The following is a 12,974-nucleotide window of genomic DNA, read 5'->3' on the forward strand; positions in this document are numbered from 1 at the left end:
CTTTTTTTTAGCTTGCTGAAACGAGTTAACTTATATCTATTTATTTACTATTTACAATTAATTTATTTCCAAACACTGTTGAAATTTGTAGACCTGCTTAAAAACAAATGTGTCTATTTAGTTATTTAACAGCTCCAGGGCCTGATCAGCATAATCATGGGCTTCATCCAGAAGTTCCCAGGCTTCTTTGGAATGATGAAATCCCCAGCTGTTTTCAGCAAACACCCAATCAAAACGTATTTGGGCTTTTCGGTGTAGACTCCTGATTTCATCCAGTTCCTGCGATTCTCCCTGCTCTGTCAGGACAGCCAGGCCTTCAATAACGTTCACCAGTTTATCCATGATAGATTCCATGGAGTTAATGGTATCTTCCTGTATTTTTTCACACCTTGAACGGATATCCGCCAGGTCTTGATGGCAGGAACCACAGGATTCCTCCATATGATTCAGCGGACTGGTCCACCAATGGGAAGGTATGCTCTCGCCGCTCTCCCCCTGAACCGAGGGCATGTGGCAGTCCACACAGGCCAAATTTATGCTATCATGAACGCTCCCCAAATAAAACTGGTATTCTGGATGCTGAATTTTAATCAGCGGCGTTCCAGACCGGGGATGAATCCAATCGGCATATCCCATCTCATCAAAGTATTCCTCCACTTGATGCAGCTTCAATCCCTTCTCCCAGGGTAAGACTACTTCCAGGGTATCCTGGTCAAAATAATATTCAACATGACACTGGGCGCATACCAGATCCCGGGAAGATCTATTAGCCGGTGGTTCAACGGTTTTATCCATGGCTTCTGTCAAAAAAGGCCTGGAAATCCTGTTCTCCATGCCGGAAGGGTTATGACAGTCCAAACATGAAATGGAGTATATGGACTCTTCAGCAATTTCGTCAAAGGACATACTGTAAAATTGTGTTCCATATTTTTCTATAAGTCCGGGAACATTGCTGCTTTTGCAGGACATACAAGTGGCTCCTGGTTTGGGACGCCCAATGTGTTTCACATCTTCCAAAGCATATACATGGCCCCTGGAACGTAAATATTCCTTGCTGAACCCATAACCTTCGTAAATGGTTTTTAATTGGGGGTACAGTTCCAAATAGTCAATAGGAACAGAACCCCGGTATACAGTAGAATTCATTTCAGAGTTTTTCAAGTAGGATGCATATTGGTCTGGATACGCTTCTCCCCAAACAGCCGGATCAGGTTCACCTGAGGGAATTCCCTGGGGTTGAACCTGACAACCCCATAAAAACAGCCCATACATAGATAACAAACATACCAGGCCAATAACCATTTTTCTCAATGGCTCTACCTCCTCAAAAAATTTCTTTGCTTACCATTGAACTTGTTTAATGAATTCGAGACCCCATAATTATATCCTTTATTTTGTGGTTAACAAGATAGTAAGTAGCAGAAAAAAACCTTCTAAAATGGTAATAAAGTTATCTTTTCATATCCTTGGGATTAGGAGCCTTAACCACAAAAAACTCAAGAATGTCCTCAGAAAAGTTTCTCACATCCATCTTAACATTATAGGGAATATTTATAATATCCCCTTCTTCATATTGATGAAAATCCTGATCATCCAAAGCGATGGACATCTTCCCATTAATAATAATCATATATACATTGGAATTTGATAAGTGTACAGGTAGTCCAGCGTCTTTTAATAAAGTCATATGGTTTATTACGACGTTATTATCGTCAACAATCTTCTCTATCTTCTTTTCACTGACCTTTGTATATGTAAATCTTTTCTCCAACAATTCAAGCCCTTCTTCCTTAACATATTCTTAATAAATATTAAAATTTTTGTTTTCTCTCCTCAGGCATAGACCGGAGGAGAGAAAAGTGAGAGCTCCTTGGGGGGAACAGGTTATAAGATGATAAATTAAGTTAAGTCCTTTTAAATACACCTATCAGGCCAGTAATTCAGCCAGGTCTTCATCAGCAGTTTTAATGGGCTGAATATTGAAGTTTTTAACCAGGACATCCAGCACGTTGGGTGTAACAAAGGCTGGCAGGCTGGGGCCCAGGCGGATGTTTTTAACATTTAAATGCAGCAGTGTAAGCAGAATGGCACAGGCTTTCTGCTCATACCAGGACAGGACCATGGATAGAGGGAGATCGTTAATTCCACAATCAAAAGCTCCCGCTAAGGCTGTCGCCACCTTGATGGCAGAATAAGCATCGTTACACTGACCCATATCCAGCAGCCTGGGGATGCCGCCGATATCACCCAGTTTCTTATCAAAGAAACGGAATTTACCGCAGGCCAGGGTCAGGATAATAGTATTATCTGGCGCTTTCTCAACAAATTCAGTATAATAGCTGCGGCCGGGTTTGGCCCCATCACATCCCCCCACCAGGAAGAAATGCTTAATGTCACCGTTTTTAACCGCTTCAATTACTTTGTCTGCTACACCCAGTACCGCATTGTGCCCAAAGCCCACCAGGACACTACCTTTATCCTCATCCTGAGAGAAACCAGGCATTTTCAAGGCCTTTTCAATGGCAGGGGTAAAGTCTTCATTTTCAATATGATTGAGGCCGGGCCAGCCAACTGTCCCCACGGTAAAGATACTTTCTAGATAAGAATCCTTGGGCTTCTGGATACAGTTAGTAGTCATAACAATGGATCCGGGAAAATCAGCAAATTCATTCTTCTGATTCTGCCAGGCTGTTCCGTAGTGCCCATAAAAATGTCCATATTTTTTTAATTCCGGATAACCGTGGGTGGGAAGCATTTCGCCATGAGTATAAATATTGATTCCCTTCCCTTCAGTCTGCTGAAGCAGAGCCTCCAGATCTTTCAGGTCATGCCCTGAAACCAGTATACATTTTCCCTTCTTATGACCCAGGGGTACTTCGGTAGGAACAGGTTGACCGTATTTAACCGTATTGGCTTTATCCAGCAGTTCCATAGCGATTAAGTTGACCTCTCCACATTTAAGGGCAAAACCTACCCAATCCTCTAAACCCAGGTTCCTATCACCCATGGCCGAAAGGGCCTGGTGGATATAGGCATAAACCCTATCGTCCTCTTGACCCAGAAGTTCGGCATGATGCGCATAAGCTGCTACCCCTTTAATCCCAAACAAAGTGGTCAGCTGCAGGGATTTAATATCTTCCCCGGCACCATGGTCCACCGGCAGGCCCAATTCTTCTCCCTGTTTTATTAGCCCCTCCATTTCAGCCGCAGGTTTCAGCTTGGAAGCAGGATCTGAAAAATCAACAATCCCCCCGGCAGCACTGATCTCATCCTTAATGCCAGTAGTCAATTCAACACAGTAGTTAATATATTCCTGAAATCTTTTAGGGTCAAAGTTAACATTGGTAAGAGTGGTAAACAAAGCTTTGGTAGTAAACCGGTTAACCTCCTGGTTGACCACACCTTTTTGACGTCCTTCATTAGCATATATAGAAAGACCCTTGACAGCATAGATTAGAAGGTCCTGCAGCGCTGCTACCTCCGGCTTCTTACCACAGACTCCCGATACCGTACACCCTGTACCTTTGGCCGTCTGTTCACATTGATTACAAAACATTTAAATCCTCTCCTTTTTTTATAGTTAGCAAACAATAATTGTAAACATAACACTAAAACTTTAAAGCGTTGTTATAACTTTTTTCGTTTACAAAAATAATTAATAATATTGGGTTAGATGCCACCTCCTACTATTTAGGCATTTTAGACCTTTTTAGTCTCCAAGAGTTTAAAAAAACTCTGTAGTTATACCCATTTTCCTTTCTAATTCCCAATTTTTCCCCTTACAATATCCAACAGGCTCTCTCGACTTAATTCTTTTATCATTGCTTGCTGGGCCCGCAGCAGTATACACCTGACCCCACAGTTGGCCTTATTTGGACAAACATCCCCATCCCCCAGGCAGACATTTAGGGCTACTTTCCCTTCCACCGCCGTTAAAACATCTGCAATTGTGATTTTCTCCGGGACTACCAAAAGACCAACTCCCCCCTGGCTGCCCCTCTGAGTCTTTACCAGGCCGGCCCTGGCCAACAATTGAATTGTCTTTTTTAAAAAAACCTCGGGGATATTCTGATGTTCGGAAATAATGTGGGTGCTCAATAGTTGACCGTAAGGAACACTAGCCAACTCCAGCAAAGTACGAACCGCATACTCCGTCTGACGAGTAATCTGCATTTTCTTCTCCCCTTAAATAGGACTATTTTCATCTACTTTATCTATATTCTACATCTTAAAAAGAATTCCTTCTTCAAATTAAATATTTTAAAAAAAAATTTTAGCAAGGGCAAGTGCTAGGGACTGCCAGGGGGACAGTTCTCTTGACAAACTTCAAAAAAGTTGCCAAGAGAACTGTCCCCCTGACAACCTTGTCAGAAGAACCGTCCCCCTGGCATGGGACAAGAGAGATATTATAACTAAAAATTTTATTATTGAGAGGTAATAGTCAAACCGCTATTTTGAAAATCCAGTTTTTGTTTTTGCAGTTTGTCATAAGCTCCGGGGTCTAAAATTATTGATATACTGTCCAATGATATTTCTAAATCATCCTCTTTTTTTGTCTCTTCCAGAGACATGCCATAGCGGACTGAACCTCCTCATCCCATACCACTTATATAAATTCTAACAAACTGGTCATCTTTGGTTAAATAATTTTTGAGCTCTTCTACAGCCTTCTCGGTAACCTTTAACATAACGTATCATCTCCTTTTCAAATATACCCCCTATGGGTATTATATCACAGGATTCTCCTCAAGGGAATAATTTTTATTATTTGTTATTTTTTTTTAATAGATACCATTTATCCCAAAGAGGAGTCCCCTTTAATTATAACAAGCACTGATTTTCATTATTAATATAAGCAAAAAGCTGCCTATCAACAGGCAGCAAAGTAATTGGAAAACCATTTTAAAAATATTACATTAATTTAAAAAGCTCTAATGTTATAATTTCTTTACAGGTTCTACAAAAGAATCTTGATCTCGCTATCTTCCCTAATTTTATTCATCAACAATTTTACAACTTCATCATGCTTCTGCCATCTTAATTCTTCCTCCAGTTCTTGCTGAACCTCTTCATAATCCGGCATATCTTGATATTGAGAACTGTAAAGAGAATACAGGGTTTCAATTTCTTCCGGGGAAACCTCCAACTCTTTGGGGTCTACCCTCTCCATATATTCTTCTAAATACTGGTAATATAACAGCTGCTCCTCAATGAGTGTCTTGAAATCCTCCAGAGTCAGGTTCATATCTGCCAGCTGTGACACTAACTGCTCCTCATTTTCAAAAAGGGAAACCGTTTCTTCATATTCCTCCTGGATCTCTTCCTGATTTACCTGCATATTTTCCTCACGAGCCTTCTGAATGACCAGCTTTTGATTAATAAGGTCCTCCAAAACAAAATACTCCAACTGCTGTAATAATTCCTGAGACTCTCTACTCCTTAAATCGATACCCTGCATTTCATAAGAAGCTTTTGTCTGTTCCAACTGCAAAGTATAATCACGCCTGATAATTTCCTCACCGTTTACTAGAGCCACCACATCATCTGGAGATGTGGCCGCTGCCCGGCCATCCCTAATAACGTCAAACAATCCATAGGCGGCACTTAAAACAAGTCCCAAAACCAGGGAAAGAGCAAGGACAATGTAGATAACCTTATTTAAGGTACTTTTCTTATTTTTCATCATATAAGTTTCTCCTTTTCATAATATATACCAATTTAATAATATATACCAATTTATTCTTGTTTTCTCACACATATTCGTGTATCAGGAAGACAATAATTAACCCTTCTTTTCGAAAAAGTAAATTGACATTGTCCCTATTATAACATGGAGAGAAATAGCTCTCAACTAAGAATAGTCTTTAAAGGATATTAAAAAATCCCTATAAATGATTCTTTAGGGACTTTCGAATATTGCTATTTATTTTTATCTCTTTTTTTTAGGTTATAAGACCCCCACCTCTAAGCGTTGGCGTAGGTGGGGGGTCTTAATCAGGTGGAGTAGAGTCTCCACCTGATTCCCCGATTTTTTTAGCTTGCTGAAACGAGTTACTACTATAGTTTTAGATTTCCATAATATTAACTGATTATTTCCGGTTCACCATAATCCACTCCATAAGTGTCCACTTTAATGGATTTAATCACCTGGGATTCCAAAGGTTTATCCTGCTGATTTCTTTTAACTACCACAATTCTATCAGCTTCCTCCATACCCTCTGTCACTGTGCCAAAGGCTGCATACTGTCCGTCTAGATGAGGAGTATCAGCTACAGTAATAAAAAATTGTGAGCCAGCAGAATTGGGTGACATAGAACGGGCCATGGAAATAGTACCTTTGCTGTGCTTCAGGTGGTTAGGAAAGTTGTTAGCGGTAAATTCCCCCTTAATAGCATACCCGGGGTTTCCAGTACCCTGGCCCTGTGGACAGCCCCCTTGAATCATAAAGCCCGGTATGACCCGGTGAAAAATCAACCCATCATAATACCCCTTTTGAGACAGGTTGATAAAATTTTTCACGGTATTTGGAGCATTTTCGGGATCCAGTTCCACCTTAATCACTCCGCCACCTTCCATTTCTATTTCTGCCACTGGATTAGTCATCGTTAAATTTCCTCCTTTTTTTGTTTTTTTAATTTATAACAAGAGATGAATTCTTCTTTCCGGCCATAATTAGTTGTCCTATAAAAGTTAATATGTTCATCTTTTTCTATTTTTAATTATATGAAACAATCTACTTTTTCCCACAACATAATACTTATAAACTGCTAACCTAAATAATTATAATTTCATTTTTAATAAGGTATTTCCTTCTCTTTCAGAGAAAATGTTGAATCTAAAATTAAAAAATAATCACTAAATCGATTTAACTATCTTTTAAATGAAAGTAATTATTTAAATGAAAGTAATTATTTGTAATAAAGAAAAAAATTTGCTACAATGTAGTGAGAAGGTGAAAAGGGAGGAAAACTATATGAAATATAGCAAAGTCCTAATTTTAATTATAGTAATTATTCTTATTGCTGTTGGATGTATGAATATACATAAACTTTCACTGACGGAAGACTCTTTTTCTTCTGGTGCAAATCCTGCAGATAAAGATAACACAGGTAATGATTACAGCGGGAATGTTTTTAATCAAGAATTTTATGATAGAATATACGCCCTAAATGGCCAAGAATTCTTAAACTCATTGGAAACGTCAGATAATAAGAAAAGTACAGCAGACAAAGAAGAACCAGATGATAAGGAAAGTCCAGTAAAAAACACAGAATCAGAAAATTCCAAGCCAGAAGTATCAACATCCCAAGAGAATACTGAAGTTCCTTTAGAACACTTAATAAATATACAGAATCCTTCAGCTTTAAACATTACTCAAATGAGTAGTGAAGAACTGATTTTCCTGTTTTCCTTTTTAAGCCATCCTATACAGGGGGCCAAGGTCAGTTCTGTTAATGGACAGCTTCCCAATGCCCCCAGAACGTACAGAAACGGAGTACATGAAGGGTTGGATTACTATGGCGGAAGCTGTGGGGTTTCCGTAACTAAAGATACTTCCGTGCTGGCCGCAGGTCCAGGAACCGTCATCCGGGCAGACCACGGCTTTCTAGAAATGACTCAGGCAGAATATGATGAAGCTATCCAGATATCTAAATCCTCAGCAATTACTCCTGAGGATTTGCTGGACAAGTTCAGGGGTATGCAGATTTGGATTCAGCATGAGCACGGGATTATCACCCGATATGCTCACCTGGACAGTATTGACTCCAGTATTCAGGTAGGTACAGTGGTTCAAAAAGGTCAAAAAATTGGTAATACCGGGAATACCGGCACTCGTGAATCTGTACAGGGTTCAGGCAGCGGTATTCATCTCCATTTTGAGATATGGCTGAACGGCTCCTTTTTAGGGAAAGGAAAGTCAGTTTCTACTGTTCGTAATATTTATAGCCAGGCACTAAAATAAACTAAAACACATAAAAAGGATGCCATTTTAATTAAAGGCTTCCTTTTTTAATCTCCTAATATTTTCAAATGTTCTAAGATGATGCAGATGGAGACGGTTTACCTGTAGTAATCCTCTCTATCATAGGAGTAATCTGGAAGTTCCACCAGGATCGTATCAATACCGATTTTAACAATTTTACTCCAGGGGATCACATAGTCCCGGTCGCCTCCAAAAAAACCCAATAGTTTCCCGGAACCAGGTATAATAATGGCCCGGATTTTGCCGTGTTCCAGGTCAATATCCAGGTCACTGACCATACCCAGCCTCCTGCCATCCTGTATATTAATTACCTCTCGGGTTTTAAGGTCAGATGTTTTCAACATGTACTACCCTCCCCGATACTCTTCTATTTATAAATATATGCAGAAATTAAAAAAAATGCACAAAAAATGTACACTTATTTTAGTGTACATTTTTTGAACTAACCCCTCTATATATCTAACCTAAAAATTTAACCTGACATTTTAATCCCTTACCTTTTTGTTTATTCTAACGGTAAAGCTGTTGTGTCCTGCCATAGACAAAGGGCACCACTGGATAGGGTCCTTGGAATATTTATTATTCTCTGATTGTAAGAGCCCCGGTAGAGCAGTTTTATGTCTCTTTTTTCTTGAAGATAGGGACCATCTATTAAGAGGTCCGTTGATTTCAGTAGTTTGTAACAACTTAGATCTTTTCTACTTTTATTTAAAAGAAACTCAAAGGTATAACCGGTATAAATCACCAGGTTAAGGCCCCAGGGCTTTACTATTTCAGCCAGCTGTGCAAAAGCTTCTGCCTGAAGAAACGGTTCTCCCCCTGAATAGGTCACCCCGTCTAACAACGGATTCTTTTCTATTTTTTTAGCAATCTCCTCCGGGCTTACCAGGCTTCCCCCTTCCAGGTCCTGGGTTTCAGGGTTGTGACACCCGGGACAGGCATGCAGACAACCCTGACCGTAAACCACAAACCTTATTCCTGGGCCATCTACCACGCTTTCTTCTGTCATTCCGGCAATCCTCAATTTCAACTGCATGTCCCTCCTAATACTGGTTAAAAATATGGGATTTGCGATCCCTGAGTTCTGCTTGCTTGGCTCCATTGAACCGGTCCTGAGTAGAAAGATAGCCGGTAATCCTTCGAATACGACGAATCTCTGTTTCCCCGCATTGGGGACAGGCTAAAGGAATCAGCCCTGAAAAACTACAGCCGGTACATTCATCTATGGGATAATTAATTCCCCCATATCCCAGATTACAGGCCGCCATATGTCTAAGGATTTTTTCAATGGCATCGATGTTATCTCGTGGAGGTGAGGACAGCTCCACGTAACTAATATGACCGCCGTTACAATAGCTGTGATACTCCCCTTCAATATTTATTTTTTCATAAAGAGATGTTAAATAATTTACCGGCAGATGATAAGAGTTTGTATAGTATTCCTTATCAGTTATCCCCGGCAGCACCCCAAAAAGCTTCCGGTCAGCATCTATAAATCGTCCCGATAATCCCTCGGCAGGAGTAGCATAGAGGGCAAAATTCAAGTCGTACTCCTCACAGAACTCTTGGGTGCGTTTCCACATATGTTCCACAATGCTCAGTCCCAGCTGTCGTGCTTCCTGACTATCGCCATGATGATAATTCACCAAAGCTATCAATGCTTCGGCCAGACCGATGAAGCCGATTGATAAAGTGCCATGTTTTATAATCTCTCGTATAGGCTCGTTACATTCAAGTTTTTCTGAACCCATATAAAGACTCTGTCCCATGAGAAAAGGCAAATCTTTTATTTTTAACTCACTCAAAACTTCAAATCTGTGTAAAAGCTGACTCACACTGAGCCTCAATATTTGATCCAGTTCCACAAAAAAAGCCTTGGGTTCCTTGGCCTTCAGAGCCAGACGAGGCAGATTAATAGACACAGAAGCAATATTACCCCTTCCCGCAGATATCTCCTTACCATGCCGGTTAGCTATGGTCCGGGTGCGGCAGCCCATGTAGGAAACTTCATCACCATATTTTTGATTAAAGGAGGCGTCCATAAAACTGAAGGTAGGATTTAACCGGTGTGAAGCTACTTTCATGGCCAGGCGGAAAAGATCATAGTTGGGATCTTCAGGTTCAAAGTTAACCCCTTCCTTCACTCTAAATACTAGATTAGGAAACACCGGGTTTTCCCCCCGGCCCAACCCTTTATTAAAGGCCTCCAACAAGGCTCTAGTAACCATGCGTCCCTCTTTAGTAGTGTCTGTCCCGAAATTAATGCTGCTAAAAGGCACCTGAGCTCCAGCTCTGGAATGCATAGTATTCAGGTTATAAACCAGTCCCTCCATGGCCTGAAATGTTTCCTCTTGGGAGGGCTGATGTGCAAAACCCCTGATGACCTCCCCCATATCCCGGTCAAAATGTGAGAAGCTCTGTCCGCCGTACATATCGTTTTGATTGCTCTGCAAAATTATGGCAGATAAAGCCGCCGCTGAATACACTCTCTGGGGTGGCCTAATCCAACCATTTCCAGTGTGAAATCCCTCATGAAGAAGTTTTTTCAAATCAATCTGAAGACAATTTAATGTCTTGGCATAGTAATCAAGGTCATGAATATGTATTGATGCTTCCTGATGTGCCCAAGCTGAGTCCTCAGGAAGCAGGTTGCTTAAATAATAGTTTTTACTGGCAGCCATAGCAATCTGCAGCATCTTAGCAGAGGGAGAATTGCTGATATTAGCGTTCTCTCGGCTGGTCTCCATTAATATTTCCTTTACTCCATCCATCAGCGCGCTTTTCCCCTCCCGCATTTGAGTGCGGCGAGAGCGATAAAGAATATATGCCTTGGCGGTACGGGCATGTCCATTTTCGATGAGAATCTTTTCTACTGTGTCCTGAGTACCCTCTACTGTGGGAATGATTTCCTGGTTATTCTCCAGCAGGTATTGAACTACCTGCTGGGTCAAATTTTCAGCAATAGTTCGGTCTTCACCCCCCACAGCCTTAGCAGCTTTAAAAATAGCTTCGGTAATTTTTTGCCGGTCAAAGGGCACAACCCTTCCATCTCTCTTCCTGATTTCTTCGAAATTAGACGGTGCGCTGTATTCTGTTTGCCTTTGAGTAGTTAATTCTAAAATGGTTATCACTTCCTCGTTGGTTTCATTTTTATAGTAAAAAGATAATCAAGCTCTTCCTTAAAGGACTGAATGTCCTGGAACTTCCGGTAAACCGACGCAAAACGAACATAGGCCACTTCATCCAGCCCCCGAAGCCTTTCTAGGACCATCTTCCCCAACTGACTGGAATTTACTTCCTGAATAAAACTGTTTCTCAGCTCTCGTTCCATATCATCTACCAGCTCTTCAAAGGTCTTCAGTTCAATCTGCCGCTTCACCCCGGCCCTGAGGAGACCGCCAATAATTTTACTACGGTCAAATACCTCCCGTTTACCATCGGACTTGACGACTACCAGAGGTACCTCCTCAATCTTTTCATAGGTGGTAAAACGCCTGCCGCATTCTATGCATTCCCTCCGGCGGCGAATAGCCAACCCCTCTTCGGTAGAACGGGAATCCACAACTTTGCTTTCTAAAGAGCCGCAGAACAGGCATTTCACCTAAATCCCTCCTGGTTTTCCAACGCTATATATTGTTGTTATTTATGTGTTTGCATACCACATGTTGTTATATTCGCCTAAATTTAAAAAATTCCTTCCCCGTACTAATAGTTTTTTCTTTTTTTAATTAAACAAAAATTCAGACCGGGCTTACCCCGGTCTGAATTTTTGTTTTTATCTATTCCAAGTCTTAATATCTAAGAAACTCCTGTATCAAGAAGCCATTTACGAAAACAAATATAAAATGGAGCGATTCATAAAGTTCATGGATAAATCTTAAATACCGGCACATAAGGAATTACTTCCTCTGGTTCGTAAATTTCCCTAATCTCATCATCCTCCTGCCAAATTACAATAATCCTGCTCAAATTATTCTGGTTAAAAGACCAGACTGCTTCATCGGAGAGGCTGATACAGTAAAGACTAAAAAATAGTAAGAATACGCTTAAAGTAACGGCCATTATTTTTTGTTGATTAACCATATAACCATCTCCTCTCTTAATAAAAGCAGATTAGATCTACTGAATATATTTTTTCAGATGCCCAAGGGCCGCCTTTTCCAAACGGGAAACTTGAGCCTGTGATATTCCAATTTCATCAGCAACCTCCATCTGGGTTTTTCCCCGATAAAAACGGAGATCCAAAATCAGCTGTTCTCTCTGGTTCAATTTATTAATCGCCTCTTTGATGGCGATTCCCTCCAGCCAGCGATCATCCAAACTTTTGTCATCTTTAATCTGGTCCATGACGAATATAGGATCACCTCCATCGTGGTAAATGGGTTCAAATAAAGAAACGGGTTCCTGAATGGCCTCCAGAGCAAAGATAATCTCTTCCCGGCCAATGTCTAATTCTTGGGCTATCTCAGTTATAGAGGGCTCCCGACCAAATCGGTTGGCCATTTCATCCCGAACCTGCAGCACCTTATATGCAATATCCTTCAACGAACGGCTAACCCGTACCGGGTTATTGTCCCTTAGATATCTTCTGATTTCCCCGATAATCATGGGAACAGCGTAGGTTGAAAATTTTACATTTTGACCTAAATCAAAATTGTCTATGGCCTTCATCAAACCAATACACCCTACTTGGAAAAGATCGTCAACATATTCACCTCGATTGTTAAATCTTTGGATAACACTTAATACTAGCCTGAGGTTCCCATTGGCCAATTTTTTTCGGGCTTCGAGGTCTCCACTCTGCAGCTCTACAAAGAGTTTTCGCATCTCCTTGCTGGTCAGTACTGGAAGTTTCGAGGTATTTACCCCGCAAATCTCTACTTTATTCATGATTTTGTTTCCCTCCCAGTTTCTTTTCAGATTATTTTAAAGTATTTCCTTTAGGGTTTTTTTTATACTGAAGAAACCAGGAAAAGGCGGGAGAATATGT

At 40.7% G+C, this 12,974-nt stretch carries 13 protein-coding genes; 1 reads left to right on the forward strand and 12 read right to left on the reverse strand.

Annotated features, from left to right (window positions below; genetic code table 11):
* Nucleotides 1–117: 117 nt before the first annotated feature.
* The 6 genes from HUE98_RS12530 to HUE98_RS12555 all read right to left on the reverse strand — a co-directional run bounded on the left by HUE98_RS12530 (nt 118) and on the right by HUE98_RS12555 (nt 6,603).
* Nucleotides 118–1,302 carry an ammonia-forming cytochrome c nitrite reductase subunit c552 gene (locus HUE98_RS12530; RefSeq protein ID WP_241423557.1) on the reverse strand — a complete coding sequence of 395 codons (1,185 nt, stop codon included), beginning with the start codon at nt 1,300–1,302 and terminating at the stop codon, nt 118–120.
* A 148-nt stretch (nt 1,303–1,450) separates the two neighbouring features.
* Nucleotides 1,451–1,774 carry a cupin domain-containing protein gene (locus tag HUE98_RS12535; protein WP_241420971.1) on the reverse strand — a complete coding sequence of 108 codons (324 nt, stop codon included), beginning with the start codon at nt 1,772–1,774 and terminating at the stop codon, nt 1,451–1,453.
* A 153-nt stretch (nt 1,775–1,927) separates the two neighbouring features.
* Nucleotides 1,928–3,556 carry a hydroxylamine reductase gene (gene hcp / locus HUE98_RS12540; RefSeq protein ID WP_241420972.1) on the reverse strand — a complete coding sequence of 543 codons (1,629 nt, stop codon included), beginning with the start codon at nt 3,554–3,556 and terminating at the stop codon, nt 1,928–1,930.
* Nucleotides 3,557–3,759: 203 nt separating this feature from the next.
* Complete coding sequence (locus HUE98_RS12545) at nt 3,760–4,173, reverse strand: RrF2 family transcriptional regulator (RefSeq protein ID WP_241420973.1); 414 nt, start codon at nt 4,171–4,173, stop codon at nt 3,760–3,762.
* Between the two features lie 784 nt (nt 4,174–4,957).
* On the reverse strand, nt 4,958–5,686 hold the full coding sequence (locus HUE98_RS12550; protein ID WP_241420974.1) for a SurA N-terminal domain-containing protein: 729 nt from the start codon (nt 5,684–5,686) through the stop codon (nt 4,958–4,960).
* 395 nt (nt 5,687–6,081) lie between these two features.
* Nucleotides 6,082–6,603 (reverse strand): peptidylprolyl isomerase, encoded by a 522-nt coding sequence (locus tag HUE98_RS12555; protein WP_241420975.1) that lies wholly within the window; start codon nt 6,601–6,603, stop codon nt 6,082–6,084.
* Between the two features lie 370 nt (nt 6,604–6,973).
* On the opposite strand from HUE98_RS12555, the gene HUE98_RS12560 reads away from it, so the two are divergent.
* Complete coding sequence (locus tag HUE98_RS12560) at nt 6,974–7,963, forward strand: M23 family metallopeptidase (protein WP_241420976.1); 990 nt, start codon at nt 6,974–6,976, stop codon at nt 7,961–7,963.
* Nucleotides 7,964–8,061: 98 nt separating this feature from the next.
* Here the strand turns inward: HUE98_RS12560 and HUE98_RS12565 are convergent, their stop codons facing one another.
* The 6 genes from HUE98_RS12565 to sigG form a co-directional block, all read right to left on the reverse strand.
* The gene (locus tag HUE98_RS12565) at nt 8,062–8,328 is read right to left on the reverse strand and encodes a YlmC/YmxH family sporulation protein (RefSeq protein ID WP_241420977.1); all 267 of its coding nucleotides are present in this window, start codon (nt 8,326–8,328) and stop codon (nt 8,062–8,064) included.
* A 161-nt stretch (nt 8,329–8,489) separates the two neighbouring features.
* A complete protein-coding gene (nrdG, locus tag HUE98_RS12570) occupies nt 8,490–9,020 on the reverse strand; it encodes an anaerobic ribonucleoside-triphosphate reductase activating protein (protein WP_241420978.1) in 531 nt (176 codons plus the stop codon).
* 7 nt (nt 9,021–9,027) lie between these two features.
* Nucleotides 9,028–11,115, reverse strand: a complete 2,088-nt coding sequence (gene nrdD / locus HUE98_RS12575; protein ID WP_320415609.1) for an anaerobic ribonucleoside-triphosphate reductase — start codon at nt 11,113–11,115, stop codon at nt 9,028–9,030.
* Nucleotides 11,112–11,585 carry a transcriptional regulator NrdR gene (gene nrdR, locus HUE98_RS12580; protein WP_241420979.1) on the reverse strand — a complete coding sequence of 158 codons (474 nt, stop codon included), beginning with the start codon at nt 11,583–11,585 and terminating at the stop codon, nt 11,112–11,114. The genes nrdD and nrdR overlap by 4 nt, the downstream gene beginning before the upstream one ends.
* A gap of 263 nt (nt 11,586–11,848) precedes the next feature.
* On the reverse strand, nt 11,849–12,067 hold the full coding sequence (locus HUE98_RS12585; protein ID WP_241420980.1) for a hypothetical protein: 219 nt from the start codon (nt 12,065–12,067) through the stop codon (nt 11,849–11,851).
* 36 nt (nt 12,068–12,103) lie between these two features.
* Nucleotides 12,104–12,874 carry an RNA polymerase sporulation sigma factor SigG gene (gene sigG, locus HUE98_RS12590; protein ID WP_241420981.1) on the reverse strand — a complete coding sequence of 257 codons (771 nt, stop codon included), beginning with the start codon at nt 12,872–12,874 and terminating at the stop codon, nt 12,104–12,106.
* Nucleotides 12,875–12,974 lie beyond the last annotated feature (100 nt).

Source organism: Candidatus Contubernalis alkalaceticus, assembly GCF_022558445.1.
Classification (GTDB): Bacteria; Bacillota; Dethiobacteria; order SKNC01; family SKNC01; genus Contubernalis; species Contubernalis alkaliaceticus.

Bases quoted from the DNA above. Each gene is read 5' to 3' on its own strand.
- HUE98_RS12530 (WP_241423557.1), bottom strand. From the start codon at position 1,302: ATGGTTATTGGCCTGGTATGTTTGTTATCTATGTATGGGCTGTTTTTA.
- hcp (WP_241420972.1), bottom strand. From the start codon at position 3,556: ATGTTTTGTAATCAATGTGAACAGACGGCCAAAGGTACAGGGTGTACG.
- HUE98_RS12545 (WP_241420973.1), bottom strand. From the start codon at position 4,173: ATGCAGATTACTCGTCAGACGGAGTATGCGGTTCGTACTTTGCTGGAG.
- HUE98_RS12550 (WP_241420974.1), bottom strand. From the start codon at position 5,686: ATGATGAAAAATAAGAAAAGTACCTTAAATAAGGTTATCTACATTGTC.
- HUE98_RS12555 (WP_241420975.1), bottom strand. From the start codon at position 6,603: ATGACTAATCCAGTGGCAGAAATAGAAATGGAAGGTGGCGGAGTGATT.
- HUE98_RS12560 (WP_241420976.1), top strand. From the start codon at position 6,974: ATGAAATATAGCAAAGTCCTAATTTTAATTATAGTAATTATTCTTATT.
- HUE98_RS12565 (WP_241420977.1), bottom strand. From the start codon at position 8,328: ATGTTGAAAACATCTGACCTTAAAACCCGAGAGGTAATTAATATACAG.
- nrdG (WP_241420978.1), bottom strand. From the start codon at position 9,020: ATGCAGTTGAAATTGAGGATTGCCGGAATGACAGAAGAAAGCGTGGTA.
- HUE98_RS12585 (WP_241420980.1), bottom strand. From the start codon at position 12,067: ATGGTTAATCAACAAAAAATAATGGCCGTTACTTTAAGCGTATTCTTA.
- sigG (WP_241420981.1), bottom strand. From the start codon at position 12,874: ATGAATAAAGTAGAGATTTGCGGGGTAAATACCTCGAAACTTCCAGTA.